The sequence below is a fragment of the Cohnella zeiphila genome (genome assembly GCF_014212055.1).
GTDB lineage: Bacteria > Bacillota > Bacilli > Paenibacillales > Paenibacillaceae > Cohnella > Cohnella zeiphila.
Genome location: NZ_JACJVO010000033.1, coordinates 1 through 26,028 on the forward strand (window position 1 = coordinate 1; position 26,028 = coordinate 26,028).

At 56.8% G+C, this 26,028-nt stretch carries 20 protein-coding genes; 8 read left to right on the top strand and 12 right to left on the bottom strand.

Translation table 11 applies throughout. From position 1 onward, the window contains the following. Nucleotides 1–183 precede the first annotated feature (183 nt). Nucleotides 184–1,203, bottom strand: a complete 1,020-nt coding sequence (locus tag H7C18_RS25880; RefSeq protein WP_185132024.1) for a sensor histidine kinase — start codon at nt 1,201–1,203, stop codon at nt 184–186. Then, a complete protein-coding gene (locus tag H7C18_RS25885; RefSeq protein ID WP_185132025.1) occupies nt 1,200–1,877 on the bottom strand; it encodes a response regulator transcription factor in 678 nt (225 codons plus the stop codon). The genes H7C18_RS25880 and H7C18_RS25885 overlap by 4 nt, the downstream gene beginning before the upstream one ends. 189 nt (nt 1,878–2,066) lie before the next feature. Between H7C18_RS25885 and H7C18_RS25890 the strand changes: the two genes are divergently transcribed. Next, nucleotides 2,067–2,834, top strand: a complete 768-nt coding sequence (locus H7C18_RS25890) for an ABC transporter ATP-binding protein (RefSeq protein WP_185132026.1) — start codon at nt 2,067–2,069, stop codon at nt 2,832–2,834. Nucleotides 2,835–2,855: 21 nt separating this feature from the next. Further along, nucleotides 2,856–4,790: an FtsX-like permease family protein gene (locus H7C18_RS25895; RefSeq protein ID WP_185132027.1), complete on the top strand. Its 1,935-nt coding sequence runs from the start codon at nt 2,856–2,858 to the stop codon at nt 4,788–4,790. Nucleotides 4,791–4,794: 4 nt separating this feature from the next. Here the strand turns inward: H7C18_RS25895 and H7C18_RS25900 are convergent, their stop codons facing one another. Continuing rightward, a complete protein-coding gene (locus tag H7C18_RS25900; protein ID WP_185132028.1) occupies nt 4,795–5,817 on the bottom strand; it encodes a glycosyltransferase in 1,023 nt (340 codons plus the stop codon). A 75-nt stretch (nt 5,818–5,892) separates the two neighbouring features. Here H7C18_RS25900 and H7C18_RS25905 point away from each other — a divergent pair, with 75 nt between their 5' ends. Continuing rightward, on the top strand, nt 5,893–7,251 hold the full coding sequence (locus H7C18_RS25905) for a glycosyltransferase family 2 protein (RefSeq protein WP_185132029.1): 1,359 nt from the start codon (nt 5,893–5,895) through the stop codon (nt 7,249–7,251). On the opposite strand, the gene H7C18_RS25910 is transcribed toward H7C18_RS25905, so the two are convergent. Together H7C18_RS25910 and H7C18_RS25915 are read right to left on the bottom strand one after the other, a co-directional pair. Then, a complete protein-coding gene (locus tag H7C18_RS25910) occupies nt 7,192–7,395 on the bottom strand; it encodes a hypothetical protein (RefSeq protein ID WP_185132030.1) in 204 nt (67 codons plus the stop codon). The two genes, H7C18_RS25905 and H7C18_RS25910, sit on opposite strands and share 60 nt — an antisense overlap. A 19-nt stretch (nt 7,396–7,414) precedes the next feature. Beyond that, on the bottom strand, nt 7,415–7,834 hold the full coding sequence (locus tag H7C18_RS25915) for a DUF2642 domain-containing protein (protein WP_185132031.1): 420 nt from the start codon (nt 7,832–7,834) through the stop codon (nt 7,415–7,417). Nucleotides 7,835–8,242: 408 nt separating this feature from the next. Here H7C18_RS25915 and H7C18_RS25920 point away from each other — a divergent pair, with 408 nt between their 5' ends. Further along, a complete protein-coding gene (locus H7C18_RS25920) occupies nt 8,243–10,963 on the top strand; it encodes a glycosyltransferase (protein WP_185132032.1) in 2,721 nt (906 codons plus the stop codon). Continuing rightward, nucleotides 10,879–11,619: a sulfotransferase gene (locus H7C18_RS25925; RefSeq protein ID WP_185132033.1), complete on the top strand. Its 741-nt coding sequence runs from the start codon at nt 10,879–10,881 to the stop codon at nt 11,617–11,619. The genes H7C18_RS25920 and H7C18_RS25925 overlap by 85 nt, the downstream gene beginning before the upstream one ends. 85 nt (nt 11,620–11,704) lie before the next feature. Here H7C18_RS25925 and H7C18_RS25930 read toward each other — a convergent pair whose 3' ends face one another. Beyond that, a complete protein-coding gene (locus H7C18_RS25930; RefSeq protein WP_185132034.1) occupies nt 11,705–12,655 on the bottom strand; it encodes a class I SAM-dependent methyltransferase in 951 nt (316 codons plus the stop codon). 342 nt (nt 12,656–12,997) lie between these two features. Here H7C18_RS25930 and H7C18_RS25935 point away from each other — a divergent pair, with 342 nt between their 5' ends. Further along, nucleotides 12,998–13,657, top strand: a complete 660-nt coding sequence (locus tag H7C18_RS25935) for a FusB/FusC family EF-G-binding protein (RefSeq protein ID WP_185132035.1) — start codon at nt 12,998–13,000, stop codon at nt 13,655–13,657. Nucleotides 13,658–13,771: 114 nt separating this feature from the next. On the opposite strand, the gene H7C18_RS25940 is transcribed toward H7C18_RS25935, so the two are convergent. After that, nucleotides 13,772–14,659: an alkaline phosphatase family protein gene (locus H7C18_RS25940; RefSeq protein ID WP_185132036.1), complete on the bottom strand. Its 888-nt coding sequence runs from the start codon at nt 14,657–14,659 to the stop codon at nt 13,772–13,774. A gap of 13 nt (nt 14,660–14,672) precedes the next feature. Beyond that, nucleotides 14,673–15,470, bottom strand: a complete 798-nt coding sequence (locus tag H7C18_RS25945) for a COG4705 family protein (protein ID WP_185132037.1) — start codon at nt 15,468–15,470, stop codon at nt 14,673–14,675. 216 nt (nt 15,471–15,686) lie between these two features. Between H7C18_RS25945 and H7C18_RS25950 the strand changes: the two genes are divergently transcribed. Then, nucleotides 15,687–16,664: a cation diffusion facilitator family transporter gene (locus H7C18_RS25950; protein ID WP_185132038.1), complete on the top strand. Its 978-nt coding sequence runs from the start codon at nt 15,687–15,689 to the stop codon at nt 16,662–16,664. A gap of 124 nt (nt 16,665–16,788) precedes the next feature. Here H7C18_RS25950 and H7C18_RS25955 read toward each other — a convergent pair whose 3' ends face one another. Both H7C18_RS25955 and H7C18_RS25960 read right to left on the bottom strand, forming a co-directional pair. Then, nucleotides 16,789–17,286 (bottom strand): DinB family protein, encoded by a 498-nt coding sequence (locus tag H7C18_RS25955; protein ID WP_185132039.1) that lies wholly within the window; start codon nt 17,284–17,286, stop codon nt 16,789–16,791. A gap of 672 nt (nt 17,287–17,958) precedes the next feature. Then, entirely contained in the window at nt 17,959–19,590 is a 1,632-nt protein-coding gene (locus H7C18_RS25960; RefSeq protein ID WP_185132040.1) for a hypothetical protein, read from the bottom strand. A 192-nt stretch (nt 19,591–19,782) separates the two neighbouring features. Between H7C18_RS25960 and H7C18_RS36120 the strand changes: the two genes are divergently transcribed. Next, the gene (locus H7C18_RS36120) at nt 19,783–19,896 is read left to right on the top strand and encodes an Ltp family lipoprotein (RefSeq protein WP_185132205.1); all 114 of its coding nucleotides are present in this window, start codon (nt 19,783–19,785) and stop codon (nt 19,894–19,896) included. An 803-nt stretch (nt 19,897–20,699) separates the two neighbouring features. Here H7C18_RS36120 and H7C18_RS25970 read toward each other — a convergent pair. Beyond that, nucleotides 20,700–22,859: a family 78 glycoside hydrolase catalytic domain gene (locus H7C18_RS25970; protein WP_185132041.1), complete on the bottom strand. Its 2,160-nt coding sequence runs from the start codon at nt 22,857–22,859 to the stop codon at nt 20,700–20,702. A gap of 8 nt (nt 22,860–22,867) precedes the next feature. After that, nucleotides 22,868–26,008, bottom strand: a complete 3,141-nt coding sequence (locus H7C18_RS25975) for an alpha-L-rhamnosidase (RefSeq protein WP_185132042.1) — start codon at nt 26,006–26,008, stop codon at nt 22,868–22,870. Between the last annotated feature and the right edge of the window lie 20 nt (nt 26,009–26,028).

A 26,028-nucleotide genomic window follows, 5' to 3' on the forward strand; every position in this document is an offset into this window, starting at 1 on the left:
AGGGGTTTCTCGACATTCTGAAGCCGACTTTAGGGTCGGCTTTTTTGTTGTTCAGGAAATTATGCGAATAAATTTCCTGTGGATAACCGGGGGCTCCCCCAAAAGGAATCGGATTTAACTTCAAAGCATCACTTCACTTTTGGGGGATTTGTTCCATGGAGCGCGATCTCTTCGATTCCAGGCTTATACGTTCAAGTACGTGCGAAACTTCGGAAAATGGACGGTAAGCCGCGTACCGGCACCCACCTCGGATTGAACGGACAAGTCGTGACCCAGCTTGAGCGCCATCTGCCGGGCGAGATAGAGGCCCATGCCGGTCGATTTGGCGCCGCGGCTGCGGCCGTTGGAGCCGGTGAACCCTTTCTCGAACACTCGGGCCAACTCTTCGGGCGCAATGCCGATTCCGGTATCGGCGATCGTCAACCGCTTCTCCCGATCATCCTCTTCGAATCCGGCGGCGATCTCGCCGCCTTCCGGCGTATACTTCAGCGCGTTGGCCATGATCTGGTCGATCATAAAGCCGAGCCATTTGGCGTCGCTATGAACCGAGAGATCGCCTTCCTGCAAGCGAAACCGGATGCGGCGGGCAATAAACAGCTTGGCATACTTCTTCACGCTTCCTTTGACGACGGCCGGAACCAATACCTCGGTAAGGAAATAATCGCGAGAGAAAGAATCGATCCGCGAGAAGTAGAGAGCCTGCTCCACGTAATGATCGATCTTGTCCAGCTCGTCCTCCAGCCGGTCCGCCAATTCCTCTTGCGCTTCGTCCGAGTTCCGTTCCAGCAGCAGACGGCTGGCGGAGATGGGAAGCTTCACCTCATGAATCCACGACAGGATAAAATCCTGATGATCCTTGATTTCCTGCTGAAGCTTCCGCGTGTGCTCATGGTGATTTTCCTGCGTCAGGCGGAGAACGTCCATAAACAGCGCTTGTTCGGCTGTTAGCGGTGCAGGCCATCCGACGGAGACGTCCGGTTGGCGCTCGCGAACCCGATCTTCGAGTTCACGATAGAAAGGACGGCGGCGGAAATATCCGGCGATCAAGTAGATGGCCGTCATCAGGCAGCAGACGATTAAAGTGTACATAACATTAATTATGTCAACACTCGTGAGCGCCATCATCAATCCCACGAAAGCCATAACGGCGGCGAACAGCAGCAGGAAGCTCAGCCTATCCCGTAAATAAGAGCCGAATGTCATGGCACAAGATACCCTTGGCCTTTCCGGGTGACGATGAACGATTCCTTCCCGAGTTCGGCCAGCTTCTTCCGCAGCCTGCCGATGTTCACCGTGAGCGTATTCTCGTCCACGAAGCTTTCGTCCTCCCATAAGCTTCGCATCAGCTTTTGCCGGGTGACGATCGTTCCCTTGTTGCGAAGAAGCAGGTTCAAGATGACGAATTCGGTCTTGGTCAGCTCCGCCTTCCGATCCCCGCACACGATGTCGCCGTCCTTCAGGTCGAGCAGGACGCCGTCATGCTCGATCGCGTCCGCCTGGGCTTGCGCTCCCAGGTAGGAATACGTTCGGCGCAGCAGCGCCTGGATTTTGGCGACCAGCACGTCCATGTGGAACGGCTTCTGAATGAAGTCGTCGCCTCCCATATTCATGGACATCACCATATCCATCGGGGTCGTGCGCGACGACAGGAACAAGATCGGCACCTCGGACACTTCGCGGATTTGCCGGCACCAATAGAAGCCGTCGAAGGACGGCAAATTGATATCCATCAGCACCAGGTGGGGTTCGCTGCTCAGGAAGACCGGCACGATCCGGTCGAAATCGTCGGGCAACACCGTCTCGAAGCCCCATTTTCCGAGCGATTCGGCGATCAGCTCGCGGATGGTCCGGTCGTCCTCGACTATCATGATTCTCATCGTATGCCTCCTTGCTTCGGAAAGGCTTCCGTATGCAACATAACATTTGCCGAAGCGAGGTGGCAAGACGTTCAACGTGACAATATTGTTCGTTTGAACGGTCTCTCTGTAAGATGAGATTCGTTTGACCTGTTGTAGAATGGATACAGGCAAACCGCCGCATGGGCAAAGGGAATGGGGGAAAGGCCGATGAGAACGGTCGTGGAAGCAAGACAGATTCGCAAAGTATACGGGGCCAAGGGCAACGTCTTCACGGCGATCCGCGAGCTCGATCTGACGGTGCGCGAAGGAGAGTTCGTCGGCATCATGGGGCCGTCCGGGTCGGGCAAGTCGACGCTGCTCAACCTGCTCGCGACGATCGACCAGCCGACTTCGGGAGAGATCGAGATCGACGGCGCGAGCATCATGAAGATGAGCGAGGATCGGATGTCCGCGTTTCGCCGGGAGAAGCTCGGGTTTATTTTCCAAGACTTCAACCTGCTCGATACGCTGACGGTCAAAGAGAACATCTTGCTGCCGCTCGCGCTCGCCAAGACCGACGTCAAAGAACTGGAACGAAGTGTGGAGGAGATCGCCGACAAGTTCGGCATCCGGACGATCCTGGACAAGTATCCGTATCAAATCTCGGGAGGACAGAAGCAGCGGACGGCCGCGTCCCGGGCGATCGTCACAAAGCCGACTCTCGTGCTCGCGGACGAACCGACCGGGTCGCTCGATTCGAAGTCGGCCACCGACCTGCTGGAAAGCCTTCGAAGCTTGAACGAGCGCGACCGGGCGACGATTCTGATGGTGACGCACGACCCGTTCGCGGCCAGCTATTGCTCGCGCGTGCTGTTTATCAAGGACGGGGGCATGTTCACCGAGCTGGCGAAGAGCGAGGGACCGCGTCAGCCGTTCTTCAAAAAAATCATGGACGTGCTGTCCGTCCTCGGCGGCAGCGCTCCGGATGCCGTCTAGAAGCGAAGGGGGAGAATCCGCGTGACGCTGTTTCAAGTCGCCCGCAAGAACATGGCCGGCAACGCCAAAAGCTACCTGCTTTATTTCACGTCGATGCTCATCAGCGTCGTCATCTACTATACGTTCGTCTCCTTGCAGTACAGCGATGACATTCAGAAAGGAATGGAGTCGTCGCAAAACCTGCAAACGGTGTTTTTGGCGGCTTCGGTCGTGCTGGTGCTGTTCTCGGCGGTTTTCATCTGGTATTCCAACTCGTTTTTCCTGAAGAGGCGCAAGCGGGAGGTCGGGCTCTACTCGCTGCTCGGGATGCGCAAGAAGACGATCGGACGGCTTCTGTTCTACGAAAATATGACGATCGGAGCTGTCGTGCTGGCGGGGGGAATCCTGCTCGGCATGGTCTTGTCCAAGCTGTTCGCGATGATTCTGGTTCGGCTGCTCGGCATAGAGACGGCGATCGGATTCGGACTTTCTGGACCCGCAATTATCAATACGCTCATTGTGTTCGCCGTCATCCTGCTCGCCACTTCCGTTCACGGTTACCGCCTGATCTACCAGTTCCAGCTGATCGAGCTGTTCCAAGCGGAAAAGGCGGGCGAGCCGGCGACCCGTCCGAGAATCTGGCAAGCGCTCGCCGCGATCGCGCTTCTCGCCTTCGGCTATGCGCTCGCCCTGCAGCCGATCGATACGACGGAGCAGTTCGCGCGCAATATGGGGCTGGCGCTCGCCGGCATTATCGTCGGCACTTATTTGCTGTTTCGGTCGACGATCGCGGCGGCGCTTGTTCTTTATCGGAAAAACAAGAAGCGCTATTACCGCGGCATGAATCTGATCGGCGCGTCCAATCTGTCGTTCCGGAACCGGGGCAACGTGCGGACGTTCACGCTGATCGCGCTGCTGAGCGGTTTGGCGCTGGGCGCGTTCGGTTTGACATATACGCAGTATTACTATACGGAGAGGAGCGCCGAGACGAACACGCCGTTCAGCTATGAATTCGTATCGCGGGGCGAACCGTTCGACAGTCAGGCGCGGCAGCTGATCGAAGCCGACCGGGAGCACCCCGTGCTGGCTCAGTTGACGGTTCCGGTCGTCGAATGGAAGTCCGAACGGACGAATGCGCTCGAGCTGCCGATTCAATACTTCTCCTATGCCAAGCCGGGAACGTCGATCTCGTTCCTGTCCGCCAGCAGCTACAATCGGATGTCGCAGGCGCTCGGAAGAGAGGAGACCGTTCAACTGAACGGCGACGAAGCCGCCTCGGTTCGGCCGATGCTCGACAACCAGACCGCCGATCAATACGACGGATTATCGCTGAAAGTGCAGCTGGAAGGAGGCGAGCGAACGCTTCCGTTCGTCGACTTTCTCAAGGGAAGAGTGCTGAGCTGGCATTTTCCCGACTTCTATATCGTCGTCAGCGATTCCTTATTCGGAGAAATGACGAAGGCGTTGGCGCCGACGACGTACGAGCTGTTCAGAGTCGAGAATCCCGAGTCGGCCAAGGCGACTTCCGAAAAGCTGCTCGGAATGGCGGCCGACGAGAACAGATTCCATGCGTTCTATACCGAGTATCGGAATTCGTTGGAGGAATCGGGCCTGTTCCTGTTCATCGTCGGGTTCCTCGGGCTTGTCTTCCTCGCGGCGACGGGAAGCGTGATCTACTTCAAGCAGTTGACCGAAGCTCAGGCGGATCGAGGCCGTTATGAGACGCTTCGCAAAATCGGCGTCAGCCGCCAGGAGATCCGATCTTCGATCGCCGGGCAGACGCTGCTGGCGTTTGCCCTGCCGCTGGCGCTCGGCGTCGCTCACGGATACGTCATGATACGCATCTTTACCGCTTCGCTCGTCGGCATGAACGTCACGCCTCCGATCCTTATTTCCATGGGCGCTTATCTCGTCGTTTACTTCGTTTACTACCTGATCAGCGTACGTTCCAATAACCGGATCGTCAATCCGGCATAACGCTTCAGAGACTCAGGGACCGAAGAACGGCGTCCGCGTCCGCTCCTCTTCGGTCCCAAGTGCTGTTCAAGGCAAACGTCCGGCGCGCCGCCTCGTCTCCGGGATCGTCCAGACGCCGCGCGACGGCGCGAACGAATTCCCGGCGGTTCGCCGCCACGTCCACATGCGGACGCATCCGCCTGCATTCCGGCAGATCGGTCGCCACGACCGGCTTGCCCGCGGCCAGGTATTCGTAAGCTTTGATCGGATCGGCAGCCAGCGCGATGGGGGTCATGTGGAACGGAACGAGGCAGACGGAGAGCCGGCGAATCCATCCGGCCAACCGGTCGTGCGGCATCATGCCCAAGAACCGGACGCCGCCGCCCGAATATTTTCGGCCGAATTCGGGACCGATGACGATGACTTCCGCGTTCGGCAGCCGGGCAACCTCGCAAAGCAGCGCGGCGTCGATCCAGGGCGCCCAGGCGCCGACGTAACCGATCAACCGTTTCCCGTTCGCCTCGGCGGGCGGGATTTCGTCGTCCTCGCCAGGCGGCAGGTGCAAGCCCATCCGCGGATCGTAGCCGTTGCGAACGAGGCGGACCGGCTTGCCGGGGAAGCTTCGGCTCCAACGCTCCAGCAACCGCTCGGATGAACAGACGATCAGATCCGCTTCGGCGGCAAGCGGCTGTTCCCGCGGGTACCACTCGGGAACGTCGTCGGCGCAGTCGTAGACGATAAAATCGGGCCTGTAGCGCTCTCGCAATTGTGCGGGCGGATCCGCCGGAGTACAGCACCAGACGATGACGGGATCCTGCCGCTGCCGCCGAAAAGAAGGCCACAGCTCGGCCAGCCAGCGCTCGTGATGGCGAATCCGATAGAGACGGGGGGCGATTCGTTCCGCAACCGGCTCCGCCGCTCCGGCCGACCGTGTCCGGTCGCAATAGCAGACGACATGGCCGTGAGCGGCCAACCGTTCCATCAGCTGCTGCGGGCGCTGCTTCATCCAGTTCCAGTCGATTCCCGGAGGAACGACGATGACGGCCATTCAATCACCTTCTTCAAAGGAATGACATAGGCTATAACATTCGATCGCTTGATTCCCGCTTCGACGGAGGATCCGATGCTTGTCTTTGTATGGAATTGGAATGCAACCGACGGCGGGCGGGCGGCGGAACGAACGGAACGATGCATCGCCGGCGTCTGGCCCGGTTGCAAATTCGTGCGCCTGGAAGACGAATCTGCCTCGTCGATGAACCGGGAGCTTGCCGGTTACGGGGAACGGTTCTTCTTCGTCGCGGATGCGGGCGACACGTTCGGGCCCGGCTTCTTCCCGGACGTTCGCCGCGCGCTGAATCAACTGAAGGAGTCAGACGCCGGTCTCATCGTCGACCCGGCCGACGGGGGCGAGGATCGGGATGCGGAACGAGCCGGCTTGCCGCCAAGAGCTCCGTCGTTCTGGCGCACGGCGGCCGTCATGTCCGGATCTTCGCCGGGGTTCGCGGAACGGGAGGCGCTGCCGTTCGGGAAGATCGCCTTGCTTGACAAGAAGCGAAGCCTGGATCGCGAATGGACTTGGGGGACGCTTCGCAGTTCAGATTACCGCCCGGCACCCCGCCGCAAGCCGGGCTGGTTGCGTTCGGACGCGGAATGGCGCTATCTGGCGCCGCTGCTTGCCGCAGAATGCACGGCTCCGCCCGCGAACGCGCCTCCATTGTTCACGATCGCCGTATGCACCTATAATGACGCGGAATATTTGCCATGGGCATTGCGCAGCGTTCGCGTCCAGACGCTTCCGGAATGGGAGCTGATCGTGGTGGACGACGGTTCCGACGATCGGACGGAAGACGTGTTGCGGCAAAGTTCTTTGCTCGGAGACATTCGAATTCAGGTGCATCGCAACGATACCAATCGGGGTAAAGCGGCCAGTCTGAACCGCGCCTTGGCCGCTGCCCGGGGACGCTGGCTGCTGGAACTGGACGCGGACGACTGGCTCGCTCCCGATTGCCTCGTGACGATGGCCCGCTATGCGGCCCATGCGCAAGGCTTGATCGCGGCGATAGGCGGCGAGCACGTCGAATGGCTGGAGCGGGCGAACCATGATCTCATCCCCGGAAACGTTCGGAGCATCCCGGTAGAGCCGAGCGCGGCGGAGCTGCTGGAGCATCCGTTCGCCATAGCGCCAAGAGCGTATTCGGTGCCCCTTCTCAGGAGGATAGGCGGTTGGTGGACGCACGATCCGTATGGCGGCCGATTGTACGAGGATCTGCAGATGCTGATCCGCGTCGCGCCGCACGGTTCGCTGCTGCGAATTCCCGTCCCGCTGTACCATCGGAGGGTCCGGACCGGGAGCGTGACCCAACGGGGCAAAGCCTGTTATCCGAAATGGCGGGAGTGGATGGAGGTTCAGACCGGGAACGGGCTAACCGACCAAAATGCGAACGAATTCGAGGTTGGCGACCGGAATGCTGAACAGGCCTGATTCTTCGGAATAAACGGAGCTGTCGGCCAGGATCGACAGAATGCCGTCCGTGATGCCGTGCAGCGTTCCCTGCAGAAAACGATTGTCCATGAACACTTCGATGCGGCGTCCGAAATGCGGCACTAAAGCTTGAGCGAAGTTCAATTCGAATTCCTCCTCTTCGTTAGGCGAAGGCGTCAACGCTGCCGAGCGGGATAAAGACAAGCGCGCCCGACGGTTCCAAAATTTCGACGAAGTCGATCCCGACCGCAATTAGCGTTCCGGCCACGGGCCCTGCCGTCGTCTCGATCGTGACGACGGTTCCGACTCGGCCTTCCAGCATCGTCCGGGTAGCGACGAACGGATCGGCCAGCGATTCGACCCGGCTTTGTACCTGAGAAAACTCGGCGCTAAGCGAGACGAACTCTCGCTGTAATTGGACGGTCTGGGCTGCGAAGGCGCCCAGATTCGCGCCGATCGCTCCGACTTCGGTACGAACGCTCGCAAGCTGCGAGCCAAGCGTTCCTGTCTGCCCTGCAAGCGAGTTCGATTGGGACGTAAGGGAAGCGACTTGGGTCGCAAGTGAGCCGACTTGACTTGTCAACGAAGCGTTCTGCGACTCTACCGTATGGATCGCACTGTTTAATTCCCGCTGCCGATGCGAAAGAATCCGGACTCTCTTCTTTAACGAGCGATGTTTCCGAACCAGGCGGCGCTTCGGCCTTCTTCTCCGGCAGCTTCTCTTTTTAGGAGAAGAACAGGACTGAATGTCCATCATCTCTGTTCGCATCCTCTCTTCAGGGGTTGTTGTCCCTAGTAAGTTATGTAGTCGCATGATGGGGGGAAACTCGTCTATCCGAACTTAGTGAAACAACCTATCCGCGGACGTACCTGATCATGAGCTTAGTGTCGGCGGACGCTGGGCGGGTGACGATTCCGAACGGTCCGGCGCCACATACATATAGAAGAACACCCAGACGGGTGAAGCGAATCTTGGTGGGGGGGATGTAACTTGGATGCCATCCATCCGGATTTTCAGTCCGTCTATTCCGCTCGCCAATCCGAGTACATCCGGATTTTGCAGGGTCAGCCGTCCCGACTCGCGCTGGAGTTGATGAGCCTGCTCGGCGCCAGTAACGGCCGGGCGGTCGTCGTGTACCCAGAAGCCGTCCATTGGGAGCCGCAGCAGCGTCCTCACCATTGGCTGAGAGAGATGGCAAGGCGCGGCTACCTTTGTTTTTTCTGCGATCCCGCGGAAGGGGAGAGCGGCCTTCGCGAGATCGAGCCCCGATTATTCGCGCTGCGCGGCGGTCAAGGCGATCTGCTGCACGCGTTGCGAAGCCAATCGGCCATCGTGCTGTGCACCTGGATGATGCAGATGGCCTGGGCCGATCTGCTGCCCCATAAAATCGTATGGTACGATCTCCTGGACAGCCTCGAATTTTTCTCTCTATACGACGACAACATGCTGGCGAAGCACCGGCAGCTGGTTCGATCGGCAGATATCGTTACCTATTCGGCGCGAAGCCTCGAACGCTTCCTGGAGAACAGGCCGGACGCGCTGCATCTTCCCAACGCGGCTTTTCCCGAGCATTTCGCCGGCGGACCGGAACGGCTCCCGCCGGAATCGGACGACGCGCCGCCTTGCGATCTGGAGCCGATCGCAGCCTGCGGTTGCCCGATCATCGGCTATTTCGGCGCCTTGGAAGAATGGTTCGACGCCGAAACGATCGGCCGTATCGCGTCGAGACGGCCCGAGTGGCAGTTCGTGCTGATCGGCAAAGGTCCGGTGCAGGGACGAATCCGGTCGGACAACGTTCACTTCTTGGGATTCAAAGAATATGAGCGAATCTCGGCGTACGGACGTTTTTTTCACGTGGGAATCATCCCGTTCACGGTGAACGGGATGACCGACTGCGTCTCCCCGGTCAAATTTTTCGAGTACGCCGCCTTGGGTTTGCCCGTCGTCTCCACTTCGATCGCCGAGATGATTCCTTATCGCTCGGAATGGGTGCGGATCGCCGACGGGGCGGACGCGTTCGAAGCCGCGATCGAGCAGGCGCTGAAGCCGGACGTTCGCCGCCTGGCGAAGGAGGAAGGAGCGGCGTTCGCCAGCCGGCAGCAATGGGGGCAGCGCTTCGAGCTGGTGCAGCGGCGCTTCGACGAGCTCCCGAAGGTTTGGCAGGCGTTCGCCAACGACCGTCCTGCCGGCAAGGTCGCGGTCATGGCCGCAACGTTCCTGGACTTCGAAGGAGAACGCTTCTATTCCGGCGGGGCGGAACGATATCTGCTCGACTTAAGCCGTCTGTGCCGCCGAATAGGGCTGGAACTCGTCATCTACCAATACGGAAATTACGCTTGGCGGCGCCGGTTCCAGGGCGTCGAGGTCATCTCGCTGTCCCGGGGAGGGCAGCACGCCCGGCAGCTGAGCGTGGCGACCGTCCGCATATTCAGCCGGCTGTTCCGCGAACAGACGGACGGAAGGGCGGTCCTGGCTGTCTTTTCCGCCTATTTCAACGCTTGGCCTCACGGCAGCGGCTGCCCGAGCATCGGCATCGTTCACGGCGTCGGCTGGGACGACCCGGGAGCCCGCTTCGAAGACGGAATCGCCTTCTGGGAGCGCAATCGACGGTTTATCGAGGGAGCGAAATCGTGCGGCAGCCTGGTCTCGGTCGATACGAACTCGGCGAACTGGTTCCAGACGATCGACTATGAGCTCGGCCGCGGCATTCGGGTGATTCCGAATTACGTGGAGATTGCGGAGTTCACGCCCCGCCCGGATTACACGAGAACAGGCGATCGGATCGTCATCCTGTACCCTCGGAGACTTTATAGTCCGCGGGGACTTTTTCTGACGCTGGACATCGTCGACCGGATACTGGAACGGTATCCGCAAGTCGACTTTCATTTCGTCGGCAACGGCGAGGCGGCCGATACGTCCCGCGTCGACGAGAAGCGGGAGAAGTGGGGCGACAGAATCCGTCGATATAACCTGCCGATGGAGGAAATGGCGAAAGCTTACCGGAATGCGGACATCTCGCTGATTCCGACGCTGCACAGCGAAGGGACCAGCCTCTCCTGCCTGGAAGCGATGGCGTGCGGCAACGCCGTGATCGCGACGCGGATCGGAGGATTGTCCGACCTGGTCATTCACGATCACAACGGCCTGCTGATCGAGCCGGACGCCGAGTCGCTGCATGAGGCGATACGGGAGCTGCTGGATCGGCCAGCCAAGCTGGCTGCGCTGAAGCGGCAGGCGGTGAAGGTGGCGAAGACGTTCTCCAAGCAGCGGTGGGAACGGAACTGGTTGACCGTTCTGGAAAAAGCGTTAGGCGGAAAGAGAGAAGGAAGGGTTCGGAATGACAACGCGGACGGCGGGCAATGGATCGAGATCTACTTGGCGGAAACGCCGAAGCCGAATCCGGCACTGGGCTCGCTCGTTCTGAACTTTCTGGAGCGCGGAGACACGGTCGTCCTGCGCATGAAAAACTTTGTCCACAAACGGATTCATTCCTTCGGCCGGTTGCAATGGATGGACTGGGGGGACCGCTCGTTCTCCGAACCGGACTGGGTGTTCGCCGGCCGGTCCGTTCTGGAAGAAGTGCGCCGGCCGGTCGATGCCGTCTGGGACGAAGAGGGGGAGTGGGAATGGATATCATCCTCTCGGCCATCGCCCATCGAACGGGATCGACGCTCGTCCAGCGCATCTTCAACAAACGCGCAGGGACGCTGATCTGGGGCGAACATGGGGGCATCGTCAGCCAATTCGTCCGGATCCGCGCGCTGGCCGAGCATTTCGCCGTACACGGCAAGGCGGAGAAGAAAGCTTACTTCGGCAGCGGGGAGAATGCGAATACGTGGATCGCCAACATGTCTCCCGAGCCGGAGCGGATAGGCGAAGGCGTCGTCCAGGCCGTTCGAGCTTTCTTCGCGGCCGCTTATGCGGAGTATCGGGAAAGCCACGACCGGATCGGCTTCAAGGAAGTCCGATACGGGAAGCCGGAGATCGAGCTGCTGAAAAGCTGTTACCCCGCGGCGACGATCGTGCTGCTCGTCCGCCATCCCGTCGACGTCTGGCGCAGCGCGGCGGAGTTCTGGTCGGGGGATGCGGACCTGTTCGCCCGAATTTGGAACGAACGGGCGATCGCGTACGCGAAGCTTCGCGACCCGGAACGCGGCACTCATCTAGTAAGGTATGAAGACATCGTCGCTCGGGACGAGAACACGATAAGCTTGCTCTCGGAGCTGGCGGAGATCCCCCGCCCGGAAATCGAGAAGGTGCTGGGCGTCCGTCTGAACAGCACCCGGACCGAGAGGAGCGAAGAGGATGTCGACCGCATTCGGTCGGTTTGCCAAGACGGCTTGACGCGGCTGGGATACGGCGAGTAAACGAATCGTTGACGATCTTGAAATCAGGCGAAGCAGAGGTGAGGTGCCTCCGCTTCGCCTGACGGCATTTTCCCCTGGAGCGGGGCTATAAGCTTTTTCGAACGGTTATCATCGCGAAGCCCGATCCGGTCAGCATCGTATCGATCAGAGGGTTCGAAGGACCGAGCTCGGAGCGAAGGAGCCGGTCTCCGTATACCTCAAGCAGCCGATCGGTCAAATATCGGTTGACCCAGCCGATGACGAGATCCGCCGCGGCGCGGGTCCGGGGCGTATCGATCTCCGCGAACGCGGAACAGAACTCTTCGCCCCAGAAGCGGCTGGTCATGACGTTGCTGATGTTGAGAAGCGGACGGATGGGAAACGGAAAAGCCTTTACGACCTCGAAGAAAGGAGAGAAGCGCCGGACGATGTCCTCCAGCGTTTCGACGCCGATATGTCCCTCCATATAGACATATTTGCGCACGACGTCTTCCGGGTCTTTGGGGTTGCAGTTCAAGTAGTCGACGAAGCCGGATTCGATGCCGTGAAATCCGTATCCTCCGGGCTTGGTTACCCGTTGGAGCTCCCCGATCATCGCATCCTTGCTCCGAAATTCGATATGCCCGAAGTAATCCATCGTATAGATGAAATCGAATTCGTCGTCTGCGTAGGGAAGCCCTTGAACGACGTCGCAGGTCACGGCTTCGTCAAAACCGTTCTGTCTGGCGATGTCGATGCAGCTGGAGCTCATGTCCACGCCGTACAACCGCACATCCGGAAAAAAGCGCTTGATCCGCGCGCCGAAGGTGCCGGACCCGCAGCCGACTTCAAGTACCTTCAAAGCCGGGTTTCCCGTCTCGTTTACCCGGCTGCGAAGCGTGTCCATTAGGTTGGACGCTTTCTGATAAGCGACCGAGCCGCGAGTGACCCGGCTTTCCTGGGCCGCGACGCCGACGACATTGCTGTAAGCGAACCTCTCCTGGTAGTAAACGGCGGGGTCCATATCGAACAAGGCATAAGTAATCTCATTTTTCGATCTATCCGAATTCTCGGCCAACCGATTGTCTCCCTTCGAAAAAAATTCCGAGAGCGTAGAAGGTACCGTCTCGGCTCATCTTACGATATTCCCGAGAGCCGGTTTTTGGCACGTTGAAACGGCCGGGCATTGCGGCAGGTATCGCATTTCACGTATAATGTTGGGCAAAGGGGGTCGATCGTGATGGCAAATCCGTTTGCCGGAGCTGGCAACGACTCGTGCAAAGCCTGATATTGGGGCGATACTTTGCATGGGGCGGACGAAGATCTTGAAGGGATATCGCCCGATAAGAAAATATCGTTTCTAATAATGGGCTTTGCACCTTATTTGTGCTTTCCAAACAAAATAAGGGGCTGAGAACGAATGTGCCAACCATTTATTAGAAACCACCAATATAATCAAATCCTGAAACAAGCCAAGCTTCTGCAGAAAGCGTTCGAGACCGGTTCCGACCCGAAAGTGACGGAGTCGGTAAGGGAGAGCGCGCTTATTCACGTAATGGAAGCATTCCCGGATGCAACGGAAACGCAGAAGCAGACGCTGGAGCAATTGGTTTCGCTTCGATCGGAAGAGCAGTTCCGCGACTATATGCGCTCGCTGGAGCCTTTGATGGAAGAGTTCTCTCCGGTAACGGAGCAGCAGCTGAAGAAGCTGTTTCCGAAGGTCAAAAAACTGAAGGTCCCCGATCTGTCCGCGGTCGACTTCCGTTACGTCACCTATTTGGGCTGGACCGATGTGGCGACCGGCAAGCTGTTTCTCGTTTACCGGCTGGACGGCAGGCTTGTCGGAATCGAAGGAAGATTTACGCCCGCGAATAAGAAAGGAGCTTGCTTCCTGTGCCGGCGCCAGGAAGAAGTCGCCTTGTTCACGGCGGTTACCAAGTCGAGGCCGGCAGGCGCATCGCCCGACTATTATAAGGCGATCGGCAATTATATGTGTACGGATAGCGAGGTTTGCAACCGGAATCTGACGGATACCGCGATTCTGGAGAAGTTCGTTCGGGACGTTACGGATTTTCGGTAAAAGGAAAGCCCGCCAAGCCGTTGGCGGGCTTTTTTCCACAGATCCGGCGGCGATCGGCGGCTAGCTGCGAATGTTTAGTTTACATAATATATCTTATGTAAACTTTTAGGAAAGTCACTTCCAAACCTTAATGGCGGCCGCCTCTTTGCTGTGCCCGATAGCCGGAAGGCTGTAGAAATCCTCGATCGTCCGAAGAATGCTGTAATGGTTTGTACGGACATCGTACGATTGGGGCTTCACGCCGGAGCCTACCAGAACGGTCGGAATTTTGTTTTTCGCGCTGCGATCGTCCTCGTCCCAAGTCAGAATGAGCAAGCTGTTGTGCTTGCGCGCCCAATCGACGTATCCGGATAGATTAGTCTTGAGCCAATCGTCTCCTTGTTTGATCGTTCCGTCATGAATGTCGTGCTTCAGATTGGGGATGACGAAAGAGACCGTCGGAAGCTTGGCGTAATCTTTCGGGAAGCTGGAGAAAGGCAAATTGACGGAGGCCGGTACGTTGGAGAAGTCGGCCCACGGATTATGTTTTCTCGCATAGGATGTTTTCAGATCGTAAGGTCCCGTATACCCGGCTTTGGGAAGCCCATCGGAATATCCGCCGAACGTATAGCCGTGCTTGATGAGTTCGGCGGCCAGGTTGTCCGTCTTGAACGTATGGCTCGGGAGGTCGTCCGTTACCTTCTGATTCGATCCGGAGAACAGATCCAGATAATTCGGCTGGCTCGGATGCTCGATGGCGTAATGATTCGTCAAGTTGGCGCCGAGCTTCATCAGCTTGTTCATATAAGGAGCGTCGGGATTGCCGGCGATTTCGCGATAGGAATGATTCTCCTCCATGACGACGACAATGTGCTCCGGCCTCGCGGGAAGCGGGGAAGAGGGAGTACTCGCCGCTTTCACGGATCCGCCGCCATCGTTCGCGCGATCGGTCATGGGATGCATCAGGAACAGCCCGGAGGCGAGAAAGGGAGCGATGAGAGGAATCCAGAATAATTTCCACATGCCAAACCCTCATTTACGTTAAGTTAAGCCGGCTTTCCAGCTCCGGATCTTTGGCGGCCGAACCGCCGCGGAACGCTACCAGCACCACGATCAGAATCGTCAGAACCAAGCTTACTTCGCCTTTGCCCCATCCGAGGCCGCCGCTTCCATGAGCCGCCGAGAGCCAATCCGCGAACGATGCGCCGACCGGCCGCGTCATGATATAGGCGAACCAGAAAGCGAAAATTTCCTTGAACCCGAACAGGAAATACCCGATGGCCGGAATCGCAAGCACGACGGCAAACCAAATCCCTGAGGCCAGATAGCCCAGATGCAGAGAATTCGCGGTCATGTCGCCGGCTGCGGTGCCGAGAGCGAACGTCGTCAGTACGGTCATCCAGTAGAAAACTTCCCGGCGCCGGGTGCAGATGCTGTGAACGGACAGCGTTTTTTCCTTCCTGTACCAGACGATCAAAATGACGGCCAGCAGCACGGCAAAAAATGCGGTGGACGCGACATAAGGAATTCCCAGGCCGACCCGGACCACATCGGCAGCCATCGTCCCGAAGATGCTGACCATCACGACCACGAGCCAATACACCCAGGGAATGAAGCGTCTCGCTTTAAACTGCATGATCATGGCCGCTATAAAGATCAATACGCTAAGAGGTCCGGAGACGATCGGGTTCAAACGCTCGAACAGGAAGTCGGAAGCGACTTCGCCCATACCGGTCGTGAGCAGCTTGATGATCCAGAAGTATACCGTAATTTCCGGAACTTTGGCCGCAAGGCTTTTGACATCTTGGAGAGTGGGGGATAGCGGCTTGTCCATGCGTTTGAATCTCCTCCGTGATTCCGAATGATCTGACACCTCACCATCATAAAGTCGAGTTATTAACAATCCATTAAGCTCCCATGTTCAACTTCTTAAATCATGGGAGGATATCGGATCCCTCCTGAAACGTTTGGTCATCCCGAACGTATGAAATGCAGAACGCCGTTTTTTTTTACAAAATAGGATGGAAGATTGGGAGGAACATTTCTTCGAATGGAAACAGACAGTAGTCGGAACGGTTTTTGGCAACTCATCAAAAAGGGAAATACATCGTCCGCCTCGGCCGCAATCGGGAATACGGGAATCGCCATCGTGAAAGGAATCGCCGCCATTGTAACCGGAAGCGGCGCGATGTTCGCTTCGGCGATGCACTCTACGGCGGACGCGGTGAACCAGGCGTTCGTCTTCGCCGGCAGCGTGCTGGCCGAGAAGAAGCCGACCCGAAGGTTCCCGGTCGGATTCGGGCGAGTCATCAACCTGTTCTGCATGGTGGCGGTGATCGTAGTAACCGTCATGGCGTACGAAACGATTCGCGAAGGCATCCACTTGCTGTCTCATCCGTCCGAATCCCATGGCTTCTGGCTGAATGTGATCGTATTGCTGCTATCCATCGCCGTAGACGGTTTTGTCTTGATCAAGGCGATGAAGGAGATCCTGCATGAGGCCCGGGTCAAAGCCTCGGGCCTCACTATTCTTCGGGCGGCGTTCCGCCATATCGGACGAGCCGCACCTCCGACACGCCTCGTATTTTATGAGGATCTCGTCGCAACGGCGGGCGGATTGTTGGCTTTATTGGCCGTAGTCGTCACCTCGCTGACGAGCTTTACGCTGCTTGACGGCATCTCGACCCTGCTGATCGGCTGCCTGATGGTGGTCGTGGCTTTCCGGGTCGGTTACGATAATATGGTGGGGCTGATCGGCGTGGCCGCACCGCCGGAAGTGGAGGAGAAGGTCGCCAAGATCATTTTCTCCCATACGCAAGTTACCGACATCAATGAGATGCGAATCCTGCAGGAGGGGCGTTATTATCACGTGGAAGGTCTCATCGAGCTGATGCCCGGCCTTACGTTGGCGGATGCCGACGACATTAAATTCAAGGTAAGAGACAGCCTGCTGCTGGATAAAGACATATCGGACGTCACCATCGGCATTATCGAAGATAACGGGTTTAAGAACTGGAAGCATGCCTAAGAAATAACTGTTGGAAGATCATTTCCGACGGTTTTATAGAGAAGTTTGCAGGGATATTACGCGAAAAAAGCCGCAGGGTATCGACGGTTATGACGGTACCTGCGGCTTTTCGGTACGTCATCGTTTATTTGCCTTCATCGTCGGCAGAGGGACCATAGAGACCCGGCACCGGAAGATCGAGAAGCCTCAAATAAACCCCGAGCTGCGCCCGGTGATGAATCATGTGGCTTAAGCCGAAAGAGCGAAGGGCGATCGCCCGCGGCTGGCGCAGGATGAGATGCTCGCCGTTCCGCAAAGTCCATTCCTCGCCGAGCGTGTTCTCGTCGCATTCCGCTAACAGCTTTTCCAGCTTGACGACGTTCGCATCGAATTCCTCCAATACGTCTTCGCGTCTTCCCAGGGCTTCCCGCCGAAGCGGCACGGTCGAAAGATCGAATTCCGGGTAAAGAAAAATGGCGATTTGCCAGTTCAGAATGTTGATCAGATGCGTGGCCAACCCGCCCAGCGCCATCGATTTCTCGTGCGGCTTCCACGCCATATGCTCGTTAGGCAAACGCTCCAGAATAGTTCGCGTCAGGGCAAGCTCATGCGTGGCGTCTCCGACGATCAGTTGTTTCACCATAGATTTTCATCCTCCTTTAAAAAGTAAGATACTATAAAACCGATCCAGTGAAAAGGCTTGCACTGCCGTTTAGAATGAATCAGAGACTAATCACGATTTGGCGAAAGGCGTAACAAAGCCGGAAAAATAGAGAGGAGAACGTGCGTTTTGAATTCGGGGACATCGATCCTGATTCTTATGCCGATGCCCATGAGCTTCAGGTTCCAATTTTTGTTACAATCGAGCGAGCTTCTGAGAGAAAACCCAAAAAAACGGCAGAATCCGTTTTACATTCGTCCAAACGGTCGAAGCTGCTAGTGAGTAAGCCAAACGAGCCTCCGGAAAAAAGACGTTCCGGTTATTGACGGACCGAGCGTCGGCCTGCAATTATTGAAAGCCGGCCACGTGAATGAATTGCAAATCGGCAAGGGTCAGCGGCTTTTCGAACAACTTGAAGGAATGCTGATCATGTTTAAGAAGACAAGACTCGTTGAAACGGGCCAGTGTACGGATATTTGGTTTACGGTTCAAAAGTAAATGCCCGAATACGAATGAAATGCTTTAAAACCGTTGGCTTATATTATTGGCATATCTTTTTCACAAAACCCGTATTTTATACATATGTCTATAACATATAAAACCTCTCGGGTCTGCTCGGATCCAATTTTAGATGCAACACCGACTCCCGCTTCATTAAAAGTTCAGAAAACTTTGATTTGAGCGCAAATAACGTCGCCACGTTTCCGGATGCGACTGTGGATTGTAGGACAACCTGCCCCACAATCGATAGGTATACAGAAATTTGGTCCAATCGCGAATGCCCAACTTCAACTCCTCGTCTTCATAGAGTTCACGCCCCCCGATCGTCCCTGAACCTTTCTTCCCTTTGAACGAAAGCGGTTCAAACCATTCGACGCCAAGTGAACCGCAGAAGCCGGAAAATCGACCAAAGCCGGCAGCCATTGCAGGATCGCCCCACAGCAGGATGCGCTGCGTACCCGGCCAGAGCCGGTGAATTAGTCCATAGGTGCGATCGCCACGAAGAAAATCGGCATAGCCGTAACGAGTAAAGCTTCGCTTAGACGTGGTGCTCATCCCACTCCTTGCTTTGCCGTCGTGATGCCCGGTGCTCGGCGGATGAAGCGATATTTTGCCTTTCCCCGTTCCCGGAACAAATTCTTTTCGGCGGATTGATGCCTGATGATAAGGCAACCCCATATGTTCCGCCCAATATTTGGTCGACAACATAAACTGCTTGCCTGTCTTTTCCGTGATCTCCAAGAGTTCATCATTGACCCCCTTGGAATGAAAATCTAAGTCAGTTAAGTTCTTGGCATCCTTCACCTTTTCCATAACCACCCGCCAAAATTCATGAGTGGGCTCGGGAACGCCGCCTTCGAAATGGACCCGAAACGTCAGGCCTTCAATCTCCGGGCAAGTTTCAAGCAGCAGCGCCAAGGCGTCACGGCAGTACTGCGCATGATTTTGCGCGTTTAGTCCCGAGATCCGATACTTTTTATTTGTGTTATTCGGTCCGTAATCGTATGCGTGATTCCACAAACCAAGGCGGAAATCCAGGCCGCGAAGCTTAGCCTGCTGTCCGATATACCGAATCATCGCCAGGTTTCGCTCTCTTTCATCCGCCGATAGCCCCTCCACTTCAACAGAATATCCGGGAACGGAAAGCACGAAGGGATAGAAGAAACAAAAGTAAGTGTCCAGTACGACACGATCAATGAGATAATCGTAGCCTGCGCCCACACTGAAGGTAAATTGATTGAATCGATGCGTGGCCAGCTCCGTTAAATATTCGTCCCAAAATTGAGGATCATAGAACCATGGTTTATCTTCCGGTTCGCTGGTGAACAGGCGAGTGATGCGGCGTACCGGATTAGTCGGCTTCTCGACTATCGACTGAATAGATTGCAAAGCTTCGACCGGGTCTTCCGCATGCTTTGCGATATCGGCGAGCTCCAACACCGCATAGACAAGACCGCGAACATCGCTTCCGACAGCGAAAACGGTAGGGACGCTATTCAATGTTATATTTGTGTTTGCAATTCCAAATGACTCTGCTTCTACGGGAACGTTCAATCCTGCGTCTGACCATCCCGGCAGTTTCGAAGCCGAGGATAAGCCGGTTATCACAATTTGAAGTCCATCCTGATCATTGCCGAAACCGTCAATCCCATCGTGCGCGATTGTCTCTACCTTCCGGCTGCGAAGCACATTCGTCAGATGGCAAACTGCCCATATCGCTGGTTCCTGCTTAGATACAGGATCGAATGTATTCCTGAATACGTCAACTTTTACCACTTTCTTCATGCTCTGTCCCTCCTTAGCGCTTTCTGTAAATGAGATTTTCGAGGAATCTTACGCGCCACTCCCATTCGAATGGTTGTATTAATGGCTCTCTCAACGATAAGTAGTTCCACATTATGAACATCGTTCAAAATAATGCCTGGAATTATGTTCTCATGAGATTCGTCCGGTGTCAAATAAAAAACAAATTAATGGATTCTTCAATCTTGGTTTGCCACTCAGGCATTCCCAGGCTCAACGCTACATCAAAAATACGGTGAAAAATTCACAAAAGAAGAAGCCGATTTTGCTATTAAGAACCTGGGTTAATAAAAACGCAAAAACGCCATTAACCAAAAATTGGTCAATGGCGTTTTATTTTCATTTAGATCTTTAGTTGTTTTCTATTACAGCCTTTATTAGATGCGGTTTTCTTTTGCTCGATGTCTATTCCGGAAAGCGGCTCATTTATTTTTAAACCAAGCGCTTGAAAATACCTTCCACAGAGTTCCCGTCTTAATCCCTTCGTCGCCAGCTTCGATCTTAGACATTCGGGCCTGAATCGTCCCGGCTTTATCGGCTAGTTCCTTTTGCATGCTCAATCGATTTTGTGATTGCGAAAAATCCAACTGATCAACCATATTGTAATTCCAACGATTATGATAGTAATCTGTGTGGTTATATAAAGGAATCTTTAGTGCGTTAACGAATCGTGGAATCGAACGCAGACTTATTCGCAGCAGTAAACTAATTAGCTACGGTCTGGTCCAATATTCTCAAGAAAGGATCATGCTCGTTTTGACTCAATTGACGACTTGTTGAAATCTCTCAATGATCGCGGTAAAGGTTTTGAAATTCAACATACGATTGATTTTGGGGATGTCTTTTGGGTGAATTAAGGGCTGTTATAGCAGCCAGCCTGCGCAGATTCTGGAACACTACGTGTTCAAGAGGAAAGTGCGATAAGTCTACGCAAGAGAAGACCTTAGAAGATCACAAGAAAGCCCGTCAAGGTGTTCTCCTTGCATTGACGGGCGTTTTCCTTCTCCCACACTCTGAAGTGTCCCAGCCGAATGGTTGGGGGTGGTTGATTTGAAAAAAATCAAGATAGGGTTTTCTTACTTATCACGTGTTCAGAAAGCAATCCGGTACGTATGGGCCGACTTCGTTAGTTCCAGTTCGTAGTACCCGCTGCCGACAGGAACAAGCTCCCCTTCTTCGCAAAAGGGCGCTCCCGCGCACGGAAAGCGCAGCGTGCCGACGCCGGCGTCCGGCGTTGTGATGACGATGTCCGATCGGGTCACGCGGACCTTGACCTCGCCATCGGGCGTCGGAACCTCCCCTTCCATCCATTCGAGATCGCCGAGAAACGGCTCGATCCGGTAACGCTTATAACCGGGCGCTTCAGGCCGTACGCCGAGCAAGAATTTGCCAAGCAAATAAATTGGCGCGGCTCCCCAGGCGTGACACAGGCTCTTGCGGTACTTGTCGCCATACATGTCGTACTGCAGCTCGGGCGACAGGCTCGGATCGTACTCCTCCCAGAACGTCGTCGCGCCAAGAGCCAGCATCCCCCCCCAATAGCGGCGCATCTCGTCAAGCACATAGAGCCGCTCACCCACCTCGCACAGCGCTTCCAGCTCGAAGAAGCGCATAAACGGCGTCTTAATGGCCGGCACATCCCGGTTAAGAAGCACGTTTCGCTTGACGGATTCCTTTCGCTGCTCGTCAAGATAACCGAAGCGAAGGGCGAACATGTTCGGATACTTTAACAGCCGTTCGATTTTCTCGCCAGCCAGCCGGCCATGAATCAAGGCGCTCTGATTCTCGTCCCAGAACAGATGCAAAATCTGTTCGCGCAAGTCTTCTGCTAGTCCGGCGAACCGATCCGCAGTCGCCGAATCGTTCAGCAGCTGGGCGAATTCGGCCACCGTCTCCAGCGAACGGCAGAACATGAGCTGTTCGAAGCAGAGCTCGCCGCGGCGTTCCATGTCCGCCCAGTCCACGAAAACCCAATCCTCAGGGAAACCCTCCATCATCCCTTCGCTATTGCGGCGGCCAAGGCAGAACTCCGCCAGCGACAGCATGTCGGTGTAGCGGCTTCGAATGAAGTCCAAATCGCCGGTATACATATAATAGTCGGACAGGCTAAGGAACCAGTAGAATGTATAATCCATAATCGTGTTGATATGAATACGGACCGGGTCCTTGCCTCGCAAGGCGATCAGCGTTCTCCGCGTCACATCCTGCTCGAAGTACGAATAATGGTTGATCAAAAAACCGAGATTGGCGTCACCGCTCCACACCCACCGGTCCCGCTTCATCCCATCGTACAGAAATTCCCGCATGTTGATCCGCAGCGTATAAGCCGAAACGTCCCAAATCCGGTTCAGCAGCTCGTCGGAGCAGCGGAACGCGCCTCTCTCCTTCATCGGCAAAAATTCGTATTCGTGCAGCGCCTCCCGCCACGAGATGCCATCGTCCGCGGCTAACTGCACGTATCGGAACGCGCGGGCAACCGCCGTTTGGACATCACAAGGGGCGTCCCCGGAGACGACCAGCTCATCTGTCGTCTCCGCCCGCTCTCCGGCCATCGCTTCCTCCAGTGATTCGCCGTAATGCAAGCGCAGGACACCCGTCCCTTGCAGCGCTTTGAACGACAAATGACCGAACGTCTCGCGTCCGAAGTCCAAGATTGTCTTGCCCTCTCGCTCGAAGACGGACGCCGGGCATACGGTCTCGTATTCGAACGGGAACGCCGCAGGCGGCCGTGATGCCCGGTTCAGCTTTGCCCAAGACGCCGCCGGCACCCACCGGCCGTCGAAGCATGTCACCTCCCAGCCGCTGCCGGTGCCGCAATGCTCGCTCTCCGCATAGATGGCGGGCAGCGCGGCATCGTTCACAACCTTGACCGTCAGCTCGTGTCGGCCCACCGGTAATAAGATCGCCGCGGGCGACCGACGCTCGCACGGCACCGGCTCCATGCTGCCGTCCAAATGTGCGATAAAGTCGCCCTGCACGGTTAGTGTCAGTACCTCCGGCTGTTCGAGTTCGAACGAACGCCGGAACATCACATTCGAATAAGCGGTATCCAGGCGCCATACCGGCGGACAGACATATCCCCGATACTGCCTCAGCACGGAAGCTTTGGCGTTCAGCCAATGCTCGTAGTCGCCTGGATACCAGATCCAGCGCGCTTCGCTCGATTCCATCCCGCCACGCCTATCTTCGTTTACTGGCGGAAGCGCTTTGTCCGGCTTCCGATCCGTTGCGTCGTTTTCTCCGACGTTCATTTCCACATTCATCCTCTCTCGTCGCCCGCGACAGGTATCGTTCTGAATTGGTAGCGGCCGGAACCGACCACCAGCCATACAGCCTCGCCTTCCCGGCGCAGGAACGACCACCCGTTCCCTTCGCTGCCCGGCTCGACGGGCATCCCGTCCGCCTCGACCCGACAGCCTGAGCGGCAAGGAACGGCTACTTCGGCGTTCGAATTGGCGGGAATGTCCGCCTCCAGCGTAAAGGCGCCTGCCTCCTCCCTCCAGCCAACGGCAATCGGTCCGTAAAGCGTCTCGTACCGGCACCGGACCCTGCCGATACCTCCTCCAGGCTGCGGACGTATGAGGAACGATTGAAACCCCGCCCCGTCCTCGCGGAGATCGATACCGGCCAGACGCCGATACAGCCATTCCCCAACGGAGCCTAGCGCATAGTGGTTGAACGAATTCATCTCCGGGTCCTGGAACCCGCGTTCCGCGCTCCAACCGTCCCACCGCTCCCAGATTGTCGTCGCGCCGTTGCGCACCGGATAAAGCCAGCTTGGAAATTCCTCCTGCAGCAGCAGGCGAAACGCTGCGTCCGTCTCACCGAACCGGGACAGCACCTCCAAAATATAGCTGACTCCCATAAAGCCCGTCGTCAAATGCCAGCCATTGTCCCGGATATTGTCCACAAGGTCTCGCACCGCGGCGGGCTCCTGTTCTGCGGTGAGCAGACCGATCATGAGCGCTAGCACGTAGGCCGTCTGCGTGCGGCATGCGACATGGCCGTCGGCCGTCATGAAATGGTTCTGGAAAGCGATCCGTAGTTTCTCCAGCAAGCGGCCGTACGTCTCGCCGTCGGCCGTCTCCCCGATCGTGTCCGCCATCTGCGCCATCAGCTTGACGCTGTAAGCGAAAAAAGCCAGATTGATGAACTTCTTGGGCGTCTCGGCGCCGAACGCCAGATGATCGCCGAAGCTTTCCGTTCGACGGATACCTTCGTCATCGCTGTCGTTCTCCAGATATTGAATCCACTTCTTCATTGCTTCGTAGTTTTCGAGAATGAACCTGACATCCCCGTAGACGCGGTACATTGTCCAGGGCAAAATGACGCCGCAGTCGCCGAAAAAAACGTGTCCCGCTCCAAAATGCACGACATCCGGCGCGACGTTCGGATAAGCCCCGTCGTCCCGCTGCGCGTCCCGGATATCCGTCAGCCATTTGCGATAGAAGCTGGCGGCGTTCATGTTGTAGGTGGCCGTGCGGGCGAACGCGTGGGCATCGCCCGTCCATCCGAGCCGTTCGTCGCGTTGCGGACAGTCGAGCGGGATGCCGATAAAATTGCCGCGCTGGCTCCAGCGAATGTTGGATAAGAGCCGGTTCAGCAGCGGATGCGATGCCTCCAATTCGCCCACCTCCGCCGCATCAGAATGGATGACGATGCCTGTCAGCGCCCCAGCGTCTAACTCGCCCGGATAGCCTTCAATCTCGGCATACTGAAAGCCGTGATAGGTGAACGAGGGCTCGTAGGTCTCCTTCCCCTCGCCGCTCATTAGATAAATGTCGGTCTGTTTGGCCGTGCGCAGATTGTCCATGTACAGCCGCCCGTCGGCACCGAGCCGCTCCGCATAACGAATGCGGATGCGAGTTCCCGACGGTCCTCGCGATGTCAGCCGCAGCCAGCCCGTCATGTTTTGGCCGAAGTCGACCAGATAGGTCGTGGCATCGACGCGTACAACCGACTTCGGAGGCAGCTCCCGGGCCCGGACAATGGCAGGCCCTTGCGCAGCGGTCATCCGGCCGCCCGAAAGCTGATCCGGCACGATGGCGGGCTGCCAGCGGCGCTCCTTGCGCTCCAGCCGGGCGTCGTACGTCTCGCCCATGTACAGGTCGGCCGAGAGGACCGGACTTTCCGCCGCCTGCCAGCTCTCGTCGGTTCCCCACCGTTCCTGCAACCCGTCCTCGTATTCGATTCGCAGCTCGGCCCGAAACGCGACCGTGCTCCCGTAATGGAACGGGCCGCAAATGCCGAGATGGCCAGCGTACCAGCCAGGACCGACGATCGCTTCCAGCCGGTTGTCGCCGCGGCGTAAACAAGCGGCGATATCGTACGTGCGGTAAGGAATGCGAACGCGGTAATCCATCCAGCCCGGCGCCAGCACATCGCCGTTGACACGCTGCCCGTTAAGCGTGCAGACATATAGACCCAGCGCCGACACGTACAGGCGTGCTCGCCGCACCGGCTTGGCGATGCGCAGCGTGGAGCCGAATACGGGAAGCGGACCGTATCCGACGTTGACCGGATAGAGAATTCGCTTGTAATGCTCCCATTCCCCGTTGCCGACTCGCCCGTTCGACTTCGGCTCGCGCCAATGACGATCATCGAAGGCCGGCATCTTCCAGCCTTCCTCCTCCCGATCGAACACTCGCCAGCCCGCATCGGTTCCAAGCGTCCGCACGGTACCGTCTGCCCAAGCCAGCGACAGCATCGCGACAAACCCTTGCTTCTCTCCGTCCGCGATCATTGCCAGGACGTTATCGCCCGGAACGAGCAGCGCAGCGATATCGAGCACAACTGTCTGCAAGTAAGGATAGAACAGCCCTTCACTGCTACCGTTTACCCAAATGCGCAGCGAATCGGTGGCTAGCACATGCAGCTTGGCCTGAGCCGGCGGGTTCGGCCCACAATCGAAGACAAGCCGGAACAGCCGATTCCTGCCGTCTTCCGCGTTCTCACCATCCCATACCAATGCTTCGCCTCTTAGTAGGTCGGGCTCCGGCTCCGGCGGTCGCGAAAAAGGCGCGGCAATCCACTTTGCCTCCCACTCCCGTTCGTCCAACAACCCGGTCTCCCAATAGGCTTCATTGCTCCATGGACTTTCTTGACCGTCCCGGTCCCACACCTTCACCTTCCAGTAATAGCGCGCGGCGGATTCCGGCACCGGCCCCTCGTACGCGATGTATTGCGACCGGTCGGAAGCCACCCGTCCAGTATCCCAGATATCTCCCTCGTCCCGCATCAAGCTTTCAAGACTGCTGGCGACGATCAATCGGTACGCGCTCTGCCGAACATTCCGTACCGACTCGGCCGTCACCAGCCGCCAGCCGAACGCGGGTCGGCGCGTTTCCGTTCCGATCGGATTGATTTCATCATCTGTTGTCAACGTATGGATGGTCAGCATGACGATAACGTTCTCCTTCC